Origin of the sequence: Rhizobium sp. YTUHZ045, from assembly GCF_051124255.1 — a bacterium.
In the GTDB taxonomy this organism is placed as follows: Bacteria; Pseudomonadota; Alphaproteobacteria; order Rhizobiales; family Rhizobiaceae; genus Rhizobium.
Genome location: NZ_CP101432.1, coordinates 2,775,490 through 2,797,440 on the forward strand (window position 1 = coordinate 2,775,490; position 21,951 = coordinate 2,797,440).

Here is a 21,951-nt window from a genome sequence, read left to right on the forward strand (position 1 = left end):
CAACCGACCCGGTGATCTCCCACCCTGGCCGGTTTTCTGCGCAGCCAGAAAATGGATATCGCCATGCCGAAGCGCCAAGACATCAAATCGATCCTCATCATCGGCGCGGGACCGATCGTCATTGGCCAGGCTTGCGAATTCGACTATTCCGGCACCCAGGCCTGCAAGGCTTTGAGAGAGGAAGGCTACCGCGTCATCCTCGTCAACTCCAACCCGGCGACGATCATGACCGACCCCGGGCTGGCAGACGCAACTTACGTCGAGCCGATCACCCCGGAAGTCGTCGCGAAGATCATCGCCAAGGAGCGCCCGGACGCGCTGCTGCCGACCATGGGCGGCCAGACGGCACTGAATACAGCCCTATCCCTGAAGCGCATGGGCGTGCTCGACCGCTACAATGTCGAGATGATCGGCGCCAAGCCAGCGGCCATCGACATGGCCGAAGACCGCGCGCTGTTCCGTGAGGCTATGGCACGCATCGGCCTTGAAACGCCGCGCTCGATGCTGGCGAACGCCACCGACATCAAGGATTTGGACCGCAAGACGCACGAAGCCGAGCGCACCAAACTGCGCGAAAGCCTCTCCGGTCCCGACCTCGACAAGGCGCTGGACGAGCTGGAAAACCAGTGGAATCTTGGCGAGAGCGACCGCAAGCAGCGCTATCTGAACCATGCCATGGCGATCGCCGCCCAGGCACTCGACCATGTCGGCCTGCCCGCCATCATCCGCCCATCCTTCACCCTCGGCGGCACCGGCGGCGGCATTGCCTACAACCGCTCGGAATTCTTCGAGATCGTCGGCGGCGGTCTCGATGCTTCGCCGACCACCGAAGTGCTGATCGAAGAATCGGTGCTCGGCTGGAAGGAGTATGAAATGGAAGTGGTCCGCGACAAGGCGGACAACTGCATCATCATCTGCTCGATCGAGAACATCGATCCGATGGGCGTTCATACCGGCGACTCCATCACTGTCGCTCCGGCGCTGACGCTGACCGACAAGGAATACCAGATCATGCGCAACGCCTCCATCGCGGTGCTGCGCGAGATCGGCGTCGAGACCGGCGGCTCGAACGTCCAGTTCGCCGTCAATCCGAAGGACGGCCGCCTCGTCGTCATCGAAATGAACCCGCGCGTCTCGCGCTCCTCGGCACTCGCTTCCAAGGCCACCGGCTTCCCGATCGCCAAGGTCGCCGCGAAGCTCGCCATCGGCTACACGCTCGACGAGTTGGAAAACGATATCACCGGCGGCGCAACGCCGGCTTCCTTCGAGCCGTCCATCGACTATGTCGTCACCAAGATCCCGCGTTTCGCCTTCGAGAAATTCCCCGGCGCTTCGCCGGTCCTGACGACGGCGATGAAATCGGTCGGCGAAGTCATGGCGATCGGCCGCACTTTCGCAGAATCGCTGCAGAAGGCGCTGCGCGGCCTCGAAACCGGCCTGACCGGCCTCGACGAGATCGAGATCCCCGATTTCGAGGAAGGCGAATCCAGCCAGAACGCCATCCGCGCAGCCATCGGCACGCCGACGCCGGACCGTCTGCGTATGGTTGCCCAGGCGCTGCGCCAGGGCCTCAGCATCGAAGAGGTGCATGAAGGCTGCAAGATCGACCCCTGGTTCATCGCCCAGCTCAAGAACATCGTCGACATGGAAGCCCGCATTCGCGAGCACGGCCTGCCGAGTGATGCCGCCAACCTGCGCATGCTGAAGGCGATGGGCTTCTCCGACGCGCGCCTCGCGACGCTGACCGGCAAGCGCCCGAAGGAAGTCGCAGAACTCCGCAACGGCCTGAACGTCCGCCCGGTCTTCAAGCGCATCGACACCTGCGCGGCCGAATTCGCTTCGCCGACCGCCTATATGTATTCGACCTACGAGACGCCTTTCGTCGGCGCCGCGCGTTCGGAAGCCCAGGTCTCCGACCGCAAGAAGGTCGTCATCCTCGGCGGCGGCCCGAACCGCATCGGCCAGGGCATCGAGTTCGATTATTGCTGCTGCCATGCCGCCTTCGCGCTGAAGGATGCAGGCTATGAAGCGATCATGATCAACTGCAACCCGGAAACCGTCTCGACCGACTACGACACGTCTGATCGTCTCTATTTCGAGCCGCTGACGGCCGAGGATGTAATCGAAATCCTGCGCGCCGAGCAGGAAAAGGGCGAAGTCGTCGGCGTCATCGTCCAGTTCGGCGGCCAGACGCCGCTGAAGCTTGCCGAGGCGCTTGAAAAGAACGGCATCCCGATCCTCGGCACCGCGCCTGATATGATCGACCTCGCCGAAGACCGTGACCGCTTCCAGAAGCTTCTGATGAAGCTCGACCTCAACCAGCCGAACAACGGCATTGCCTATTCGGTCGAGCAGGCCCGTCTGGTCGCCGCCGAAATCGGCTTCCCGCTGGTCGTGCGCCCCTCCTACGTGCTCGGCGGCCGCGCCATGCAGATCCTGCATTCGGAAGGCCAGCTGCAGACCTACCTTCTCGATACGGTTCCGGAACTGGTGCCTGAGGATATCAAGCAGCGTTATCCCAACGACAAGACCGGCCAGATCAACACGCTGCTCGGCAAGAATCCGCTGCTCTTCGACAGCTACCTCACTCACGCGATCGAAGTCGACGTCGACTGCCTCTCCGATGGCACCGACGTCTATGTCGCCGGCATCATGGAGCATATCGAGGAAGCCGGCATCCACTCCGGCGATAGCGCTTGTTCGCTGCCGCCGCGTTCGCTGCCGGTCGAACTGCTCGACGAGTTGGAGCGCCAGGCCAAAGCCATGGCCAAGGCGCTCAATGTCGGCGGCCTGATGAACGTCCAGTTCGCCATTAAGGACGGCACTGTCTACGTGCTCGAAGTCAATCCGCGCGCCTCGCGCACCGTGCCCTTTGTCGCCAAGACCATTGGTGCGCCAATCGCCAAGATCGCCGCCCGCGTCATGGCCGGCGAGACGCTCGACGCGACCTTCGCCGCTTATGGACAAAAGCCCGATCCGCGTAAGCTCACCCACATTGCCGTCAAGGAAGCCGTCTTCCCCTTCGCCCGCTTCCCCGGCGTCGACACGCTGCTCGGCCCGGAAATGCGCTCGACCGGCGAAGTGATCGGCCTCGACACTGATTTTGCCCTGGCCTTCGCCAAGTCGCAGCTCGGCGCCGGCGTCGAGTTGCCGCGTGATGGAACAGTCTTCGTCTCCGTGCGTGATGAGGACAAGGCGCGCGTGCTGCCGGCGATCCGCATCCTCGTCGAAGAAGGCTTCAAGGTGCTGGCAACCGGCGGCACCGCCCGCTTCCTTGGCGAAAACGGCATCACCGCCACCAAGATCAACAAGGTCCTGGAAGGCCGTCCGCACATCGAGGACGCGATCCGCAACCGCCAGGTCCAGCTCGTCATCAACACCACGGACGGCAACAAGGCGATCTCGGATTCCAAGTCACTGCGCCGCGCGACGTTGATGCAGAAGGTGCCCTATTACACGACGATGGCCGGCGCCGAAGCCGCCGCTCAGGCGATCAAGGCGCTGAGGGCGGGCAATCTCGAAGTCCGGCCGCTGCAGAGCTATTTCGCCTGACATGAGAGCAATTCCAGCAGAACTGTGCCGCAGTCTTGCTGGATTGCGTAAAAACAAAGAGATAGCGCCATCGCTTAATGGGCGTTGGCGCTACCTCGCCGGAATCAATTTAACCGGCTAAGATCATAAGCCCCTGAATTTCCATCATATCCTCGCGAAACCGCGCCAGTTCCTCTGCCTTCAGCCGCTCGTCAGGAATGCGCAGCAGATAGGATGGATGCACGGTGACGAACAGCGTGCGCCCTCCTTCGATCGCCATCGCCTTCCCCCTGACATCCTGCAGGCGCTCTTTCACATCGGTCAGCGCCGCAATCGCCGTCGCGCCCATTGCGACGATCAGTTTCGGCTTGATCAGCGCCAGCTCCCGATCGAGCCACCAGCGGCAATGCTTCACCTCGCCCATATTGGGCTTCTGGTGGATGCGCCGCTTGCCACGCGGCTCATACTTGAAATGTTTGACCGCATTGGTGACGTAGAGCCTCGATCGGTCGATGCCGGCCTCTGCTATCACCTGATCGAGAAGCCTGCCGGCAGGTCCGACGAAGGGGCGGCCGGCAATATCCTCCTGGTCGCCCGGCTGCTCGCCGACAAACATCACCTGCGCATCGCGCGGCCCCTCCCCGAACACGGTCTGGGTGGCATTAGCATGCAGCGGACAGCGCGTGCAGACGGCGGCTTCCGCGCGCAGTGCTTCCAGCGTGCCCGCTGGAGCCTCAGGTTCTGCGGGGAGATTGCGTGCCGCCTGCTGCAAGCGGTCGTGGAACGGCAGCGATTGCGTCGCCTCCCGCGCCGCCATCTCCTGCACCTTGCTTTCGGCCGATGCAATCAAGCCAGGAATGAGATCCGCCTCCGGCAGGTTCTTCCAGTACTTCTTCGGCATCTCCGCCTGCATCGCCTTCACCTTCAGTCGCGCCGGGTTGAAGATATTGGCGTAGTAGGTACGCCAGAGCTCGTCGGTGGCATCGCTGAGATTGGGCTTTTCACACGGCTCGTCGGCAATCGTCAGCCGCTCGCCGTCCCAGGCCGCCGATCCCTTCGGCGTTGCAATCAGCCAGTCCATGTCGTTGAAGCGCCGCTGAAAAAAGGGAGCGGTGCGCCTGACGACGTGATGGTCCGGCTCGAACCAGGCAAGGAATTTTCGACGGCCTGCCGACGCGGCATCGATTTCCTTGAAACGGACGAAGGCCGTCATCTTGTGCGCGTCGCGCCGAACGCTCTTCGCCATCAGCTTGGCCCGCACGACATCCTCATCGGACGTCACCTCCAACAGCTGCCGGTCCATCTGCAGCCGCCAGAGCAGACGGTACAGCAGAGAAAATCGCGCCGGATCGGAATGGCAGAGAACCGTCTCAACAAGCCCTATGAAGGCGGGCGGCACCGTCATCGGCTTGCGTGTCGTCGCGGGCGCCGGCGGCATGGCGTCCCGCTGAAAGGACAGATCGGCCTCGGCGCTCCTTTCGCGCCAGTCGATCTCCTCCGGCAATATGCCGGCCGCCGCCAGGGCGCGTGCCGCGTCACGCCATTCGGCAAGATCTCCGCGTCCTGCGAGAACCACCCGGCGCATCATAGCAACGACAATTGTTCGGGCTGCGGCTCGAACATGGCCCGCAGGTCCGGGCGGTCGATCAGCCGCCTTGGCGACCAGCCTTCCGCGGCGATGAAGGGCTGGACCTTCTTGATCGAAACGCCGAGCCGGGAGAGATCATCGAGCCGCAGGCGACGAAAACGGCGCGCCGAAACGATCGCCTTCACAGTTTTGGTGCCGAGGCCCGGCACACGCAGCAGTCGCTCACGCTCAGACTTGTTGATGTCGACCGGAAACTCGCCCCGGTTGGCAAGGGCCCAGGCAAGCTTTGGATCGAGATTGAGATCAAGCATGCCGTCCGCCTGGCTTGCGGTGATTTCCTCGATGCCGAAACCGTAGAACCGATACAGCCAGTCTGCTTGGTAGAGCCGGTGTTCTCGCATCAGCGGCGGTTTGATCAGCGGCAGGTTTTTCGAAGCGTCGGGGATGGGGCTGAAGGCGGAGTAATAGACGCGCTTCAGGCCATAGCTGCTGTAGAGCCGGCCGCTGCTCGCCAGGATCGTCGCATCATTGGCCCCGTCCGCGCCGACGATCATCTGCGTGCTCTGGCCGGCCGGGACGAAACGCTGTCGTTTCCTCGTCTTTAATGTCGGCTCACTGGCCGCCTCGATCTTGAGCCGGAGGTCCCCCATCGATCGCCTGATACTGGCAGGCTTCTTCTCCGGTGCGAAACGGGTAATCCCGCTATCGGTCGGCAGCTCGATATTGAGCGACAGCCTGTCGGCATGAAGCCCCGCCTCCTCGATCAGATGCGGCGACGCCTCGGGGATCGCCTTGAGATGGATGTAGCCCCGGAAACTATGCGTCACCCGCAGTTCGCGGACGATGCGAACCAGCTCCTCCATCGTGTAATCGGAAGAGCGAATGATACCGGAGGACAGGAAGAGGCCTTCGATATAGTTGCGGCGGTAGAATTCCAGCGTCAGCCAGACGACCTCCTCCGCCGTGAAGCGTGCCCGCTCGACATTGCTCGAGGAGCGATTGACGCAATAGGCGCAGTCGTAGATGCAGAAATTGGTGAGCAGTATCTTCAGAAGCGAAATGCACCGCCCGTCCGGAGCATAGGCATGGCAGATGCCGGATCCCTCGGTCGAACCGAGCCCGCCGCTCGCGCTCGAATCGCGTTTCTCCGTACCGCTGGAAGCACAGGAGGCGTCATATTTAGCGGCGTCGGAAAGAATGGCTAAGCGTTCGGCAAGCGACTTCTTCATCCTTTTGTTCACTATATGTTCTTGACGGTCAAGTCAATATGGCCGGCCCGGCCCCTGCCCATTTTTGGGGCGCATCGCCCGGTGTCGCAGTGGGTTGCGTTTCATTTATGCGAATTTTCTGGAAATCAGCCGTGGCGATCTGCTATAAGCATGCAACTATGATTGTGGCACGGTTCCGAAGCTCCCCTTCGGGACCTGTTTTCTTTTGTGTGTGCCTGACTGTGCTGACGCAAGACGGGCGGCCGCAAGGAGTGAAGGACAGAAAAATGGTTGATAAGGTACCGATGACACAGGGTGGTTTCGTCAAGCTGCAGGAAGAACTGCGCTGGCGTCAGCAGGAAGAGCGTCCCCGAATCATCGAGGCGATCGCCGAAGCCCGTGCCCATGGCGACCTTTCCGAAAATGCCGAATACCACGCCGCCAAGGAAGCCCAGAGCCACAACGAGGGCCGCATCACCGAGCTGGAAGACCTGACGGCGCGCGCCGAGGTTATCGATCTCACCAAGATGTCGGGCGACAAGATCAAGTTCGGCGCCAGGGTGAAGCTCGTCGACGAGGACACCGAGGAAGAAAAGACCTATCAGATCGTCGGCGACCAGGAAGCCGACGTCAAGGCCGGCCGCATCTCCATCTCCTCCCCGATCGCCCGTGCGCTGATCGGCAAGGAAGTCGGCGATTCCATCGAGGTCAACGCGCCCGGTGGCTCCAAGGCCTACGAAATCCTCCAGGTTTCCTGGGGCTGATCGCCCGCCAGACATGAGATCCATCCTTGCCGGACATTCGTGACGTCGAGATCATCGCGCCCAATTTCAAGCGCCGGCTCTCCGGCGTCACCTCGACCATCGTCCAGCTCATCCCGTGCCAGATCCGGCTTGGCATGCGCATAGCAACGCTCGGGCCGGGCCTGCCGGAGGGCCTGCCAAAACTGAGTTGGGCGCAGCTTTTCGGGCTCTGGCGCCCGCCGGCCCGACGCCGTCACCGCGTCTGGCACGCCCGCCGCAACAATGAGATGGCCGTCGGCATCCTGCTTTGCCATGTCCTGCGCATGCCGCTGAAGCTGCTCTTCACCTCGGCCGCGCAACGCCGTCACACCGCCTATACGAAATGGCTGATCCGCCGCATGGATGCGGTAATCGCGACCAGCGACCGTTCCGGCTCCTTTCTCGAGGTGTCTCACACGGTCATCCAGCACGGCGTCGACCTTTCCTTGTTCCACCCGCCGGAAACGGCCGACGATGGCATTGGCGCCACCGGGCTGCGCGGACGCTATCTCGTCGGTTGCTTCGGCCGCGTGCGCCATCAGAAAGGCACCGATCTCTTCGTCCAAGCGATGATCGAACTCTTACCGCAGCACCCCGAATGGACGGCCGTCGTCTCCGGCCGCGTGACGGCGGAGCACACCGACTTCGGCGAAAAGCTCAAGGCCGATGTCGCCGCCGCGGGCCTCGCCGACCGTATCCTTTTCCTCGGTGAAGTGCCCGATATCAAAATCTGGTATCGCCGTTTGACGCTTTACGTAGCCCCTTCCCGCAATGAGGGCTTCGGTCTGACGCCGCTCGAAGCCATGGCCTCGCGGACCGCGGTGGTGGCATCGGACGCCGGCGCCTATGCCGAACTCATCGCCGAAGGCGAGACCGGCGCGGTGGTGGCTGCGGGCGATGGCGAGGCGCTGACGCGGGCCATCGCCCCTTACATCGCAAATCCAACTCTCGCGATTGCCCATGGCGAGAATGCGTTGCGCCACGTCAGGTTGAATTTCGCTCTGGAGAAGGAAGCACGCGCGATCGGCGCCGTCTACGATCGCCTACTCGGCGATAATCGCGGCTGAGCGGAACGAGATTTAGCAAAAAGCGAACGGCCCATCACATGACGGGCCGCTGCAAATATCCAAGAAGGGCGAACAAAGCCGCCTTTTATTCCGCCGGCTGAAGCGTCACAGCCGGGACGCCCTCTTCCGTCTGGCCGCCGAGAGCTGCGGCGAGTTGCGCGGTATCCAGTTCCTTTTCCCAGCGTGCCACGACGATCGTCGCGACCGCATTGCCGACGAGGTTGGTCAGCGCCCGGCATTCCGACATGAAGCGGTCGATGCCGAGGATGAGCGCCATGCCGGCGACCGGCACGGAGGGCACGACGGAGAGCGTCGCGGCAAGCGTGATGAAGCCGGCGCCGGTGATTCCAGCGGCCCCCTTCGAGCTCAGCATCGCCACGAGCAGCAGCAGGATCTGATCACCCCAGGAGAGCTGGATGCCGGTTGCCTGGGCAATGAAGAGGGCGGCCAGCGTCATGTAGATATTGGTGCCGTCGAGATTGAAGGAATAGCCTGTCGGGATGACAAGGCCGACGACCGAGCGCTTGCAGCCGGCCTTTTCCATCTTGTTCATCAGCCCTGGCAGTGCGGCCTCGGACGACGAGGTGCCGAGAACCAGCAGCAGCTCTTCCTTGATGTAGCGCAGCAGCGCCAGGATCGAGAAGCCGTTATAGCGGGCGACGGCGCCGAGAACGACGAGTACGAAGAGCAGCGAGGTGATGTAGAAGGTGCCGATCAGCATGGCGAGGTTGGCGATCGAGCCGATGCCGTACTTGCCGATGGTGAAGGCCATGGCGCCGAAGGCACCGATCGGGGCGGCCTTCATCAGGATGGCGACAAGTTTGAAGACAGGAGCCGTCAGCGCATTGAGGAAGGTCACGACCTGCTCACCCTTTTCGCCGACCATGGCGAGCGCAATGCCGAACAGCACCGAGAAGAACAATACCTGCAGAATATCGCCATCGGCAAAGGCGCCGACAATCGTCGTGGGGATGATGTTCGTGAGGAAGCCGACGATGCTCTGCTCATGCGCCTTCTCGGCAAAGGTGGCGACGGCCTTCGGGTCGAGCGAAGCCGGATCGATATTCATGCCGGCGCCGGGCTGAACAACATTGGCGACGACCATGCCGATGACGAGCGCCAAGGTCGAGAAGGTCAGGAAGTAGAGCATTGCCTTGCCGGCGACGCGGCCGACCTTCTTCAAGTCGCTCATGCCGGCAATACCGGTCGCAACCGTCAGGAAGATGACCGGCGCGATGATCATCTTGACGAGTTTGATGAAGGCATCGCCGAGCGGCTTCAGCTGGGTGCCGAGGTCGGGATAGAAGTGACCGAGAATGATACCCGCGGCAATGGCGGCGAGAACCTGAACGTAAAGATGAGTATAAAAAGGCTTCTTGCCCTTGCTGTCTGCGACTGCATCGAATGGTGCTGCGATCATGATATCCTCCTAAAGGCTCGCCCGGAACGAACTCCGGCCTCCCGAGCCGTTCGCTTCACTCCAACAGCTCAGCCGTTGTTGCCCTCTCTTTCGCAATCGCCGTGCCAGTTTCGCGTAGCCTTTTTAGAGTGTTGTATTTACTGCATAAAAACTTTCCATAGGCCCTTGGGTCTTTCAGGAGATGCGAAAAACCACACAAATCTATTTGCGTCTCGTGCGGAAAGATGCACAAATCCCCCATGTCCTTGTCAGTCTCGCAAAGGCCTTGGCCCTCCTTGCCCTTGCAGCACCGCATCCGCCGGATGTGGTGGGCCTATGCAGTGCTCGCCCTCTCGGCCGTCCTCGCAAGCCTCTGGGTCAGCGGCGAGATCGGCCGGCGCCGGGCAGAGGCGGCCCTGGAGGAACAAGCACGCACCGATGCGAGGATGAATGTAGCGCTGCTGCGCACGGTCCTCGAAAAATACCGGGCGCTGCCCTTCGTGCTGTCGCAGGATACCGCGCTCGCCGCCGCCTTGGCGGGACGCGACGCCGCCACGTTCAATGAGCTCAGCCGGAAGCTGGAGACGCTGGCCGCCGGCACGAAGGCTGCCGTCATCTACGTCATAGACAAGAACGGCATCGCAGTTTCGGCCAGCAATTGGCTCGAACCGACGAGCTTCGTCGGCAATGACTATCGTTTTCGCGAATACTTCCAGGGCGCGGTCACGGAAGGACAGGCCGAGCATTTCGCGCTCGGGACGGTCAGCAAGAAGCCGGGCCTTTATATTTCCCAGCGGATATCAGGCAGCAGCGGTCTTCTGGGCGTCGTCGTCGTCAAGGTGGAATTCGACGATGTCGAGGCGGATTGGAATGCCTCGGGCGCACCGTCCTACGTCATCGACGATCGCGGCATCGTCCTCATAACAAGCGTTCCCTCATGGCGGTTCATGACGATCGGCCGGATCGCCGAGGATCGGTTGACGGCGATCCGCGAGAGCCTGCAATTTGGTGATGCGCCGCTTCAGCCATTGCCGCTCGATATCGTCCGACATCTGGGCGACCGGCTTGACGTCGTCGAGATCGTCATGCCCGGCGGCGCCGGAAAAACCAGCTTCCTTGGGGTCGCGATGCCAGTCCCCGCAACCAGGTGGCATCTGCAGCATCTTGTAGCGCTGGGGCCGTCCGTCGATGCGGCGGTCCGCGAAACGCGCATGCTGGCGCTGCTCTTGCTTTTGCCGCTTCTGGCCGGCGCCGCCTTCCTCCTGCGCCGCCGCCAGACGATCACGCTCAGGATCTTCAGCGAACAGCAGGCGCGCGAAGAACTGGAACGGCGCGTAGCCGAGCGGACGCTCGATCTCAGCCAGGCGCGGGATCGCCTGCAGGCCGAGATCACCGGTCACCGCAGCACGGAGCAGAAGCTCCAGGCGGTACAGCAGGATCTGGTGCAGGCCAACCGGATGGCAATCCTGGGCCAGGTGGCCGCCGGCGTCGCCCACGAGATCAACCAGCCGGTGGCGACCATCCGCGCCTATGCCGACAATGCCCGTACCTTCCTCGAGCGCGGCCAAACCGCGCCTGCCGGCGAAAATCTTCAGAACATAGCGGCGCTGACGGAGCGCATCGGCACGATCACCGAGGAGCTGAAGACCTTCGCCCGCAAGGGCCGCAGCAGTGCCGAGCCGACTGGCCTGAGGGAAGTCATCGAGGGTGCGGTGATGCTGTTGCGCAGCCGCTTTGCCGGCCGCATGGATACGCTGGACATCGAGCTGCCGCCGGCCGCGCTGCAGGTCATGGGAACCCGGATCCGCCTCGAGCAGGTGCTCATCAATTTGCTTCAGAACGCCCTGGAGGCAGTGGCGCCGAAGGCTGAGGCGGGGCGCGTCGAGGTCAGAACATCAACCGATGCGGACATGGTGACCCTGACGGTCGTCGACAACGGCCCCGGCATTTCGCCTGAAATCCGCAAGGGCCTGTTCACGCCGTTCAACACATCAAAGGAGAGTGGCCTCGGCCTCGGGCTCGTCATCTCCAAGGATATTGTCGGCGATTACGGTGGCCGGATGGAGGTTGAGAGCAATGGCGAAGGAAGCCGGTTCATCGTTCATCTGAGGAAGGCTTAGGTCATGGACACACGGAGCCCGGTTGCGCTGATCGACGACGACAGGGACCTGCGCCGCGCCACAGCCCAGACGCTGGAGCTCGCCGGCTTCTCCGTTTTCGCCTATGACGGCGCCAAGGCGGCGCTGGCGGACCTGCCGGCGGACTTCGCCGGCCCCGTCGTCACCGATATTCGCATGCCCGAGATCGACGGGCTGCAACTCTTCGCCATGCTGCAAGGCATGGATGCCGACCTGCCGGTGATATTGATGACCGGCCACGGCGATATTCCGATGGCCGTACAGGCCATTCAGGATGGCGCCTATGATTTCATCGCCAAGCCCTTCCCTGCCGACAGGCTCGTCCAGAGCGTGCGCCGCGCCAGCGAAAAACGTCGGCTCGTTCTGGAAAACCGCGTGTTGCGCAAAGCAGCCGAAGATGCGCAAGAGACTTTGCCGCTGATCGGCCAGACGCCCGTCATGGAGAATCTCAGAAAGATTCTTCGCCACATCGCCGATACCGACGTCGACGTGCTCGTTGCCGGCGAGACCGGCAGCGGCAAGGAAGTGGTCGCGCAGATCCTGCATCAGTGGAGCCACCGCCGGAAAGGCAATTTCGTGGCGCTGAACTGTGGGGCGCTACCCGAAACCGTCATCGAAAGCGAGCTGTTCGGCCACGAGGCCGGCGCCTTTACGGGCGCGCAGAAGCGCCGCACCGGCCGAATCGAACATGCAAGCGGCGGCACGCTTTTCCTCGACGAGATCGAGAGCATGCCTCTGGCCACGCAGGTCAAGATGCTGAGAGTGCTGGAGATGCGCGAAATCACCCCGCTCGGCACCAACGAGGTGCGCCCGGTGGATCTGCGCGTCGTCGCAGCCGCCAAGATCGACCTCGGCGATCCCGAGGTGCGCGGCGATTTTCGCGAGGATCTCTATTACCGGCTGAATGTCGTGACGATTTCCATTCCGCCGCTGAGGGAGCGCCGCGACGATATTCCTCTGCTGTTTTCCCATTTCGCCGCCCGCGCGGCCGAGCGCTTCCGCCGCGATGTCCCGCAGCTTTCAGAGAATGTTCGGCGGCATCTTGTCACCCACGCATGGCCGGGCAACGTCCGCGAACTCTCCCACTATGCCGAACGGGTGGTGCTGGGCGTTGAGGGCGGCGGAGCGACGCTCGTTCCCCCGCAGCCGACCAGCGGCACGTTGCCCGAACGGCTGGAACGCTACGAGGCGGAGATCATCCGCGACGCGCTTTCGGCGAATGACGGCGACGTGCGCCGCACCATCGAAGCGCTCGGCATTCCGAGAAAGACCTTTTACGACAAGCTGCAGCGCCACGGCATCAACCGGGGCGGCTACGCCTCGCGCAAATAGACTGTGTTAGACTTCGACCAGTCCCAGCTTCTTCACCTGCCGGATCGTCAGCATGGTGCGTACGGTGTCGACATGTTCGTTCGCCGTCAGAATCTCGATGACGAAATCCTGGAAATGGGTGAGATTTTCCGCCACGCAATGCAGCAGAAAATCGCTGTCGCCCGAGACCATCCAGGCCTGGCGCACCAGCGGCCATTCGGTGGTGGCGGCCGCAAACGCCTTGAGGTTGCCTTCCGACTGATGTTTGAGGCCGACCATGCAGAAAGCCACCAGGTCGAAGCCGAGCTTCGGGCTGTTCAGCATGGCGTGATAGCCCTCGATGATGCCGGCTTCTTCGAGCTTGCGCACCCGGCGCAGGCAGGGCGGCGCCGATATGCCGACACGGTCGGCGAGTTCGACATTGGTCATGCGGCCGTCGGCCTGCAGCTCCCGGAGGATCTTTATGTCGATGACGTCGAGTTCCGTGCGACCCACATCATGGCCTTTCTTTAATTCTTCGCGGCGAGCTTCTATATAAAGCGGCGGAATACGCAAGAAAGTTTCAAGCCGATGACGGATTCTTGCACAGCAAGGCGATTTGCCTTGTTGGTAATGCAAGGCTGCCCTTGAATAAAAGCATTGGACGTTCATAAATGGCGCATGGACCGCGAAACGGCCGTAATCGCACTTTAGCCGCCGCCCTCCTGCCAGTCGAAAGGAAATGACATGCCCGCCCGCCACACAAAGGTGCTCATCATCGGTTCCGGACCTGCGGGCTATACTGCCGCGGTCTATGCCGCGCGCGCCATGCTGAAGCCGGTTCTGATCGCCGGCCTCGAACAGGGCGGCCAGTTGATGATCACCACCGATGTCGAGAACTATCCCGGCTTTGCCGATCCGATCCAGGGTCCGTGGCTGATGGACCAGATGCTGCAGCAGGCAAAACATGTCGGCGCCGAGATCGTCAACGATCTAGTGACCGAAGTCGACACCAACCAGCGCCCCTTCGTCGCCCGCACCGACAGCGGCCAGGTCTGGACCGCCGATACGCTGATCATCGCCACCGGCGCCAAGGCCAAGTGGCTCGGCATCGAGAGCGAACAGCATTTCCAGGGCTTCGGCGTTTCGGCCTGCGCCACCTGCGACGGCTTCTTCTATCGCAACAAGGATGTCATCGTGGTCGGCGGCGGCAACAGCGCCGTCGAAGAGGCGCTCTACCTCTCCAACATCGCCAAGTCGGTAACGGTCGTTCACCGCCGCGATTCTTTCCGCGCCGAAAAGATCCTGCAGGAGCGCCTGTTCGCGAAGGAAAACGTCAAGGTGTTGTGGAACACCGAAGTGGCCGAGATCACCGGCACGCCGGCCAAGCCACCGATGCCGCAATCCGTATCCGGCGCTCGCCTGCGCGACGTCAGGACCGGCGCGATCACCGAAATGCCGGTCGACGGCGTCTTCGTCGCCATAGGTCATGCCCCGGCAACCGAGCTGTTCAAGGGCAAGCTGAAGCTCAAGGACAATGGCTATCTCTGGACGGCGCCTGATTCGACCGCGACCAGCCTGGAAGGGGTCTATGCCGCCGGCGACGTGACCGACGATACGTTCCGCCAGGCGATTACCGCCGCCGGCATGGGATGCATGGCAGCACTCGAAGCCGAGCGCTACCTGACGGGCCACATGCCCGTCGCCGTGGCCGCGGAGTAAAACCGGCATGAGGGGTGGGGGAATGCCATTGGATTGGGACAAGCTGCGTATCTTCCACGCAGCTGCCGAGGCGGGTTCGTTCACGCATGCGGCTGATAAGCTGCATCTGTCCCAATCCGCCATCAGCCGCCAGGTGAGCGCGCTGGAGCAGGATGTCGGCACCAAGCTGTTTCACCGCCATGCGCGCGGCCTGATCCTGACGGAACAGGGCGAACTGCTCTACCGCACCGCCCATGACGTGCTGCTGAAGCTCGAAACCGTCAAGATGCAGTTGACCGAGACGACCGAGACGCCGTCCGGCAAGCTGCGCGTCACCACGACTGTCGGCCTCGGCCAGGGCTGGCTGACCGACAAGATCCAGGAATTCCTGCAGCTTTATCCCGATGTGCAGATCCAGCTTATCCTCGACAATGAGGAAGTGGATGTGAACATGCGCCACGCCGACTGCGCAATCCGCCTTCGTCAGCCGCAGCAGTCCGACCTCATCCAGCGCAAGCTCTTCACCGTGCACATGCACGTCTATGCGGCACCTTCCTACATCAACCGCCATGGCGAACCTCAGAAGATCGAGGACCTCGACAATCACCGCATTATCACCTTCGGCGAACCGGCGCCGAGTTACCTGCTCGATGTCAACTGGCTCGAAGTGGCTGGCCGTTCGTCCGACAACAAACGGATCCCGCATCTCCAAATCAACAGCCAGACTTCGATCAAGCGCGCCTGCTTGCTCGGAATCGGCGTTGCCTGCCTGCCGGACTATATCGTTGGCCGCGATCCTGGCCTTATTCAGCTGCCGATCAATGCCGACGTACCGTCGTTCGACACGTATTTTTGCTATCCTGACGAAATCAAGAATGCCGCCAAGCTGAAAGCTTTCCGCGATTTCATTGTCAGCAAAGCCAGAAACTGGAATTTTTAAGCCAGATTTATGGAATGATTTCCATACTATGCGGTGAGCGCATGACTGACATGCACAAATGAGGGTTGCCGTTTGCCCATTAAACCACCATATCGCACATAGCTGATGCACATGGTGGCTTTTCCTCCCAGTTCCACCGCATTAGCTGTTCCCCTCTGGAGGTTTTTGAACCTTCACACTTATAAGGGCCCTGGTTTTCCAGCGGCCCTCTTTTTTTGCCTTGCCGCCTCGACAAATGCCGCGCCGCAAAAAATTTGTGCGGCGCATAGCAGGCATGCACAAAAAAGCATTGAAACCTGCCTAAGGAAGCACCATATCCAACTCAGCTGATGCATTTCGTGGTTTCTCTCCCAGTTCCACCGCATTAGCTGTTCCCCTCTGGAGGTTATTGACCTTCACAATTCAAAGGGCCCTGGTTTTCCGGTGGCCCTCTTTTTTTGCCCAAAATTTGCTCAGTCGACAAAAGCCGCCGCCTCACGTGTCCGTGATTTGCATATCGGCATTCAACGATCAATATATCGTTCAGACACGATTTATAGTTCGGCAAACAACGATGGACAAAGACGAGATTATCAAGGCCCTCGCCCACCCCACCCGGATGGACATTCTGAGCTGGCTGAAGAATCCCGAGGAACATTTCCCCACGCAGGAGCATCCCTTTGAAATGGGCGTCTGCGCCAGCCAGTTCGAGCGCTGCGGCCTATCTCAATCCACCGTCTCGGCTCATCTCGGAACCCTGCAGCGCGCCGGCCTCGTCACCACCAGACGCGTCGGCCAGTGGATCTTCTACAAGCGCAACGAAGAAGCGATCGCCGCTTTCCTCAAGCAGCTGACACAGGATCTCTAGAATGCCCTTCTCGTCACCCGCGTTCCACTCGCCGCAGCCCTGAAGGCCTCATCGGCCGGGTGCGACGGCGTTCACCTATCTCTCCGCTAAGGGCCGGGCCGCCCTCGCCCGGCAGAGTGATCCTCCCGCAAAAGAAAGGACCATCATGGCCAAGCTTTTTGAACCCACCAAGGTTGGCGACATCTCAGTCAACAACCGCATCGTCATGGCGCCGCTCACCCGCAACCGCTCGCCGGGTGCTATCCCCAATGACCTCAATGTCGAATATTACCGCCAGCGCGCCACCGCGGGTCTGATCATCACCGAAGCGACCGCGATCACCCATCAGGGCCAGGGTTACGCCGACGTGCCTGGCCTTTACAGCAAGGAAGCGCTCGACGGCTGGAAGCGGGTGACCGACGCCGTCCACGCAGCCGGCGGCAGGATCGTCGTCCAGATGTGGCATGTCGGCCGCATCTCGCACACGACGCTGCAGCCGGACGGCGGCAAGCCGGTCTCCTCAACCAATCGTATCGCCAAGGCCAAGACCTATCTGGTCAATGCTGACGGCAGCGGCAGCTTTGCCGATACCTCTGAGCCGCGTGCGCTCGAAACTTCCGAAATCCCCGGCATCATCGAGGATTACCGCAAGGCAGCCCGCGCCGCCATCGATGCAGGCTTCGACGGTGTCGAGATCCATGGCGCCAATGGTTATCTGCTCGATCAGTTCATCCGCGATGGCGTCAACGACCGCACCGACCAATATGGCGGCTCGATCGAAAACCGCACCCGCCTCACCTTCGAGGTCGTCGATGCGATCGTGACGGAAATCGGCGCAGGCCGCACCGCAATCCGCATTTCGCCGGTAACGCCCTCTGGCGAAAGCTACGATTCCAATCCGCAGGCGACCTTCACCCATGTCGTCGAGGGGCTGGCCAGATACGGCCTCGCCTATATCCACGTCATCGAAGGCCAGACCGGCGGCGACCGTGATTACCGGCAGGGCGACAGCCCCTCCTTCGATTACAAGGCGCTGCGCCAGGCTTATGAGAAGGCCGGCGGCAAGGCCAGCTGGATGGTCAATAACGGCTATGACCGCGATCTCGCAATCGACGCCGCCGAAAGCGGCCGCGCCGATCTGATCGCCTTCGGCAAACCCTTCATCGCCAATCCCGATCTCGTCGAAAGGCTGGCAAAGAACCTGCCGCTCAACATGCCCGACCAATCGACCTTCTACGGCGGCACCGCCAATGGCTACCTCGACTATCCCGCCCTCGAAAGGGTCGCCTGAGGCTGCCTGAGTACGAATCGAGAAATTCCGCCGAGAGGCGGGATTTCTCAGGATGGTGAAACAAACTGCTCCAACCCCGGCACGTCACCTCGGCCTTGTGCCGAGGATCTCAGCCGATCCAATTAAGCGACTGAAAATAAATGTTTTCCTCCCAGGCAATTGCCGTGGTCAGATGCTCGGCACAAGGCCTGGCATGGCGGAGGAGACTTTGTCGAAAAACGCAGAAATCTTGCCGAGAGGTGGAATTTCTGCGTTCAATATCCCTATATGGACGCATGTTTGCTCCCTATCTCGATCGCTGGTCGCTCATATCGGACGGCGAGCCCATCATCACCCATTCGAGCCGTCTGCTGCCGGTCCTCTGGCAGGACAGACCCGCCATGCTGAAAGTGGCGACGGATATCGACGAACGATACGGCGCACTGTTGATGCAGTGGTGGGACGGCGACGGCGCGGCCCGTGTCTACGCACACGAAGGCGACGCTGTGTTGCTGGAAAGGGCAACCGGGAAACGCTCCCTGCTTGTGATGGCGATGGACGGAGAAGACGACGAAGCGAGCCGCATTCTCTGCCGCACCGCCGCGCGGCTGCATGCGCCGCGCGAAAGACCGCTCCCCGATCCCATTCCCCTCACCCGCTGGTTCCGTGATCTCGAGCCGGCCGCCGGCAAACATGGCGGCACGCTTGCCGATTGCTCTGCGATCGCCAACGCCCTCCTTGCCGATCCGCGCGATCTCGCCGTCCTCCACGGCGATATCCACCACGGCAACATTCTCGATTTCGAGGAGCGCGGTTGGCTGGCGATCGATCCGAAACGGCTCCATGGCGAGCGCGGTTTCGATTTCGCCAATATCTTCGCCAACGAGGAATTGCCGTCGATCACCGACCCCGCCCGCTTTCGCCGCCAGCTCGCCATCGTCTCTGCGGAGGCGGGGCTGGAGCCTAAGCGGCTGCTGCAATGGATCGCCGCCTATTCCGGCCTTTCCGCCGCCTGGTTTCTTGGCGACCCCAATATCGAACAGGCGGAGACTGCCTTGACGGTCGCGCGCATCGCGCTGGCCGAGCTGGCGGCCTAAGGCGCCTTCTGCAGTGCATGCCCGATAAAGGCGGCCGCGGTGTCACGACGCGCTTCGGGCAGGCAGCCGAGCGCCACGAGTGAGGCTCTTACCGCCTCGTCGATCGGTGTGCGCGGCTCCTCGCCAAGTTCGGCCACAAGCTTCGCGTTGTTCATCCTGAGCGGCACTTTCCAGAGATAGCGCATCTCGTTGATCTCCCGCATCAACGGAATGAAAGGCGCGGCGAGCGGCACGATCCACCAGGGAAACCGCCTGATCTTCGCCTTGCCGCCGGCGACACGCTTGATCGCTTCTGCCATCTGCATGCCATCCGCATCCCAGAAGCCATCCATGTGATAGATGGCGAAGGGCGGCAGCCGATCGGCCCGCTCGATGAGTTGGGCGATGGTTTCCGCCATATCCGGCAGATAGGTCCACTGATGGCCGATGCCACGTCGCCCCGGATTCTTGATGGTGCCGACCGGCTTGCCCGGCGTCACCAGCCCCGATGAGAACCAGCTATTGGCCGTTGCGCCCGGACCGAAGAAATCGCCGGCACGGACGATGATGGCACCGGTGCCCGATTGCGCAGCCGCCTTCAGTCTCTTTTCCATCTCGACCCGGATCGCTCCCTTCTTTGTAAAGGGACGCTGCGGGCTTTCCTCCGTCGGCGACTGCAGGGCATCGGGACCGAAATTATAGACGTTGCCCGGCAGCACGATGCGGGCACCGGCGATGCGAGCGGCAGCGATCGTATTGTCGAGCATCGGCAGCACCAGCCTTTCCCAATCGCGATAGCCGGGCGGATTGACCGCGTGGACAATCAGGCCAACACCTTCAGCCGCCTCCAGCACGTCGCCGGCATTCAACGCGTCGCCCTGCACCCATTCGAATGCCGGTTCGTTCTTCGACGCCTTGGCGGCGTCACGGTTGAGCGCCCTGATGCGCCAGCCACGGGCCAGAAGCTTGCGCGCGATCGCGCCGCCGATGCCGCCGGTCGCGCCGAGAACCAGCGCCGTGATCTTCGTCTCTCCATTCATCGCAATTCATCTCCTTCAATTGCACGAGATGACTATGCTCCTGCTTTCAGATAAACAAAATTGACGAAATAAGTGGCTCAGCTATACAAAAACGTATGACGCTCGAACCAAGCTGGGATTTCTACCGCAGTTTCCTGACCGTGCTCCAGCAGGGGTCGCTTTCGGCGGCTGCGCGCGAACTGGGGCTGACCCAGCCGACCATAGGCCGTCATGTCGATGCTCTGGAACAGGCGATCGGCGCCGAGCTCTTCATCCGGTCGCCGAACGGCCTCCTGCCGACCGACGCCGCACAGGCGCTGAAACCCTATGCCGAAACGCTGTCGGCAACCGTCGCTGCCCTTTTGCGCACGGCATCCGGTGAGCGAGAGAAGGTAGCCGGAACGGTCAGAGTCAGCGCCAGCGAGGTCGTCGCCGTCGAAGTCTTGCCTCGGATTCTCGGGCCGCTGCAGGAAGCCTATCCCGAACTCGACATCGAGCTCTCGGCATCCGATACGATTGAAGATCTGGTAAATCGCGAGGCCGATATCGCCGTGCGCATGGCCGAGCCACAGCAGCGTACTCTCATCGTGCGCCGCATCGGCGACATCCCGATCGGCTTCCACGCCCACCGCCGGTATCTCGAACGGCACGGCATTCCGCAAACCATGGCGGAGCTCGCCACCCACCGGCTCATCGGCTTCGACCGGCAGACGGCCTATGTCCGCATGGTGATGAAACGCTATCCGGCGCCCGAAGGCATCAAATTCGCCTACAGGACCGACAGCAATCTTGCCCAGCTCTCTGCAATCCGCGCCGGCGTCGGCATCGGTCTCTGCCAGAGCGGACTGGCACGGGAAAACCCCGACCTCGTGCATGTCCTTCCCGATGCGTTCGAGATTCCGCTCGGCACATGGGTGGTCATGCACGAAAGCTTGAAGACCTCACCGCGCTGCCGCGCCACGTTCGACGCGCTGGTTAAGGGCCTCCGGGCCTACCATCATCGCTCGACCGGCGCGTAAGTAGAAAAACGAGATCGATTTTTGGTGAGAATCATGGGCAATCTCGCAGCTCCTATGGAGATGACGATGCACAAGCCGGTTGAACTCGTGAGCTATGACAGGGAATGGCCGGAAGCTTTCCAGCGCACCCGAGCCAGGCTGCTGGCCTTGCTGCCGCAGGCGCTCGCCATTGATCACGTCGGCAGCACCGCCATACCTGATATGACCGCCAAGCCGCTCATCGATATCGACATCGTTCTTCCCGGTCTGGAGCATATCGAGCCTGCGACGCAGGTGCTTCTCTCGGAAAACTACGAACCGCGCGGCAATCGCTACGACGACGAGGTTTGGGCATTTTTGTCGAGAGATTCGGCGCCGGCGGAGCGGGTCTACCTTTGCCCGGCCGGCAACGGCACGCATCGAAACAGGCTGGCTTTCAGGAATTATCTCATCGCACATCCGGAGGCGGCGGCCGATTATGCCGCGCTCAAACGCAGGCTGGCAGCCGAATTCAGAATGGACGGCGATCGCTATACCGCTGAGAAGCGCGAATTTGTCGACACGATCGTCACGCGGGCATTGAAGGGATAGATCATGTCGCGCAAAAGTGTGCGCGATTTTGCGATAACGGCATGCGCGAAACAAAGGCTCAAAGCGCAGCAAGCGAATTTGAAAGATCGCGACGCGCTTTAGGGTTGACGTCCCGCGCTCTGCGAGGCTCCGGCCATACGCTCCTGCCATAAGCCGTCGACCACCTCGGTTTCCGGTCGGTCGCCGCCCTCGGCATATTCCTCATGCCATTTGCCGTTTTCGTCCTGCCAGCTGATCTCGGCGGAATCGCCCCCGACCTGCTGTTCGGCCGCGACGATGCGCGCAGCTTCGAGCGCCTCGGCATGGGTCGGGAATGCCTCGGAATAGACGCCTCCCAGCCTGTAGGCCCAACCGCCGTCATGCGGCACGACTTCATAGACCACCTTGATCATGCATCCGTCTCCTCATCATCTTGTTGCGCATTCGCATGCTTCCGGACAGGGTCCGGATAATCGCGGCCGCGTGACGAGAATTCGAGGACGCCGCGATCTGCTTTCCGGCCCCGAGGGCGTCAGTATTCCATTAAA

General features: G+C 61.7%; 18 protein-coding genes. 12 read left to right on the forward strand and 6 right to left on the reverse strand.

What is annotated here, in order from left to right:
* Positions 1 to 63 precede the first annotated feature (63 nt).
* Positions 64 to 3,552: a carbamoyl-phosphate synthase large subunit gene (gene carB / locus NMA58_RS14005; RefSeq protein WP_434710675.1), complete on the forward strand. Its 3,489-nt coding sequence runs from the start codon at positions 64 to 66 to the stop codon at positions 3,550 to 3,552.
* A 109-nt stretch (positions 3,553 to 3,661) separates the two neighbouring features.
* Here the strand turns inward: carB and NMA58_RS14010 are convergent, their stop codons facing one another.
* Positions 3,662 to 5,116, reverse strand: coding sequence for a UdgX family uracil-DNA binding protein (locus NMA58_RS14010; protein WP_434710677.1), 1,455 nt, complete (start codon positions 5,114 to 5,116; stop codon positions 3,662 to 3,664).
* Positions 5,116 to 6,348, reverse strand: a complete 1,233-nt coding sequence (locus NMA58_RS14015) for a putative DNA modification/repair radical SAM protein (protein WP_434710679.1) — start codon at positions 6,346 to 6,348, stop codon at positions 5,116 to 5,118. Before NMA58_RS14015 ends, NMA58_RS14010 begins: the two co-directional genes overlap by 1 nt.
* 266 nt (positions 6,349 to 6,614) lie before the next feature.
* Here NMA58_RS14015 and greA point away from each other — a divergent pair, with 266 nt between their 5' ends.
* Both greA and NMA58_RS14025 read left to right on the forward strand, forming a co-directional pair.
* Positions 6,615 to 7,091 carry a transcription elongation factor GreA gene (gene greA / locus NMA58_RS14020; RefSeq protein WP_085778873.1) on the forward strand — a complete coding sequence of 159 codons (477 nt, stop codon included), beginning with the start codon at positions 6,615 to 6,617 and terminating at the stop codon, positions 7,089 to 7,091.
* A gap of 26 nt (positions 7,092 to 7,117) precedes the next feature.
* Complete coding sequence (locus NMA58_RS14025) at positions 7,118 to 8,176, forward strand: glycosyltransferase family 4 protein (protein ID WP_434710681.1); 1,059 nt, start codon at positions 7,118 to 7,120, stop codon at positions 8,174 to 8,176.
* A gap of 85 nt (positions 8,177 to 8,261) precedes the next feature.
* On the opposite strand, the gene NMA58_RS14030 is transcribed toward NMA58_RS14025, so the two are convergent.
* Positions 8,262 to 9,596 carry a dicarboxylate/amino acid:cation symporter gene (locus NMA58_RS14030; protein ID WP_434710683.1) on the reverse strand — a complete coding sequence of 445 codons (1,335 nt, stop codon included), beginning with the start codon at positions 9,594 to 9,596 and terminating at the stop codon, positions 8,262 to 8,264.
* A gap of 224 nt (positions 9,597 to 9,820) precedes the next feature.
* Here NMA58_RS14030 and NMA58_RS14035 point away from each other — a divergent pair, with 224 nt between their 5' ends.
* Together NMA58_RS14035 and NMA58_RS14040 are read left to right on the forward strand one after the other, a co-directional pair.
* The gene (locus NMA58_RS14035) at positions 9,821 to 11,695 is read left to right on the forward strand and encodes a sensor histidine kinase (RefSeq protein ID WP_434710685.1); all 1,875 of its coding nucleotides are present in this window, start codon (positions 9,821 to 9,823) and stop codon (positions 11,693 to 11,695) included.
* Positions 11,696 to 11,698: 3 nt separating this feature from the next.
* Entirely contained in the window at positions 11,699 to 13,045 is a 1,347-nt protein-coding gene (locus tag NMA58_RS14040; RefSeq protein ID WP_434710687.1) for a sigma-54-dependent transcriptional regulator, read from the forward strand.
* A gap of 6 nt (positions 13,046 to 13,051) precedes the next feature.
* Here NMA58_RS14040 and NMA58_RS14045 read toward each other — a convergent pair whose 3' ends face one another.
* The gene (locus tag NMA58_RS14045) at positions 13,052 to 13,519 is read right to left on the reverse strand and encodes an Lrp/AsnC family transcriptional regulator (protein ID WP_064695956.1); all 468 of its coding nucleotides are present in this window, start codon (positions 13,517 to 13,519) and stop codon (positions 13,052 to 13,054) included.
* A gap of 231 nt (positions 13,520 to 13,750) precedes the next feature.
* Here NMA58_RS14045 and trxB point away from each other — a divergent pair, with 231 nt between their 5' ends.
* The 5 genes from trxB (at position 13,751) to NMA58_RS14070 (ending at position 18,837) form a co-directional block, all read left to right on the forward strand.
* Positions 13,751 to 14,725 carry a thioredoxin-disulfide reductase gene (trxB, locus tag NMA58_RS14050; RefSeq protein WP_434710690.1) on the forward strand — a complete coding sequence of 325 codons (975 nt, stop codon included), beginning with the start codon at positions 13,751 to 13,753 and terminating at the stop codon, positions 14,723 to 14,725.
* Between the two features lie 22 nt (positions 14,726 to 14,747).
* Positions 14,748 to 15,644 (forward strand): LysR family transcriptional regulator VtlR, encoded by an 897-nt coding sequence (locus NMA58_RS14055; protein WP_085778879.1) that lies wholly within the window; start codon positions 14,748 to 14,750, stop codon positions 15,642 to 15,644.
* A gap of 553 nt (positions 15,645 to 16,197) precedes the next feature.
* The gene (locus NMA58_RS14060; RefSeq protein ID WP_097596912.1) at positions 16,198 to 16,491 is read left to right on the forward strand and encodes an ArsR/SmtB family transcription factor; all 294 of its coding nucleotides are present in this window, start codon (positions 16,198 to 16,200) and stop codon (positions 16,489 to 16,491) included.
* Positions 16,492 to 16,636: 145 nt separating this feature from the next.
* Positions 16,637 to 17,761 (forward strand): alkene reductase, encoded by a 1,125-nt coding sequence (locus tag NMA58_RS14065; RefSeq protein WP_434710693.1) that lies wholly within the window; start codon positions 16,637 to 16,639, stop codon positions 17,759 to 17,761.
* A gap of 275 nt (positions 17,762 to 18,036) precedes the next feature.
* Positions 18,037 to 18,837 carry an aminoglycoside phosphotransferase family protein gene (locus tag NMA58_RS14070; protein WP_434710695.1) on the forward strand — a complete coding sequence of 267 codons (801 nt, stop codon included), beginning with the start codon at positions 18,037 to 18,039 and terminating at the stop codon, positions 18,835 to 18,837.
* Here the strand turns inward: NMA58_RS14070 and NMA58_RS14075 are convergent.
* Entirely contained in the window at positions 18,834 to 19,856 is a 1,023-nt protein-coding gene (locus NMA58_RS14075) for an NAD-dependent epimerase/dehydratase family protein (RefSeq protein WP_434710697.1), read from the reverse strand. The two genes, NMA58_RS14070 and NMA58_RS14075, sit on opposite strands and share 4 nt — an antisense overlap.
* Before the next feature lie 95 nt (positions 19,857 to 19,951).
* On the opposite strand from NMA58_RS14075, the gene NMA58_RS14080 reads away from it, so the two are divergent.
* Entirely contained in the window at positions 19,952 to 20,854 is a 903-nt protein-coding gene (locus NMA58_RS14080) for a LysR family transcriptional regulator (protein WP_434710699.1), read from the forward strand.
* A gap of 60 nt (positions 20,855 to 20,914) precedes the next feature.
* Positions 20,915 to 21,424 (forward strand): GrpB family protein, encoded by a 510-nt coding sequence (locus tag NMA58_RS14085; RefSeq protein ID WP_434713423.1) that lies wholly within the window; start codon positions 20,915 to 20,917, stop codon positions 21,422 to 21,424.
* A 98-nt stretch (positions 21,425 to 21,522) separates the two neighbouring features.
* Here the strand turns inward: NMA58_RS14085 and NMA58_RS14090 are convergent, their stop codons facing one another.
* Entirely contained in the window at positions 21,523 to 21,816 is a 294-nt protein-coding gene (locus NMA58_RS14090) for a DUF2188 domain-containing protein (protein WP_085778883.1), read from the reverse strand.
* Positions 21,817 to 21,951 lie beyond the last annotated feature (135 nt).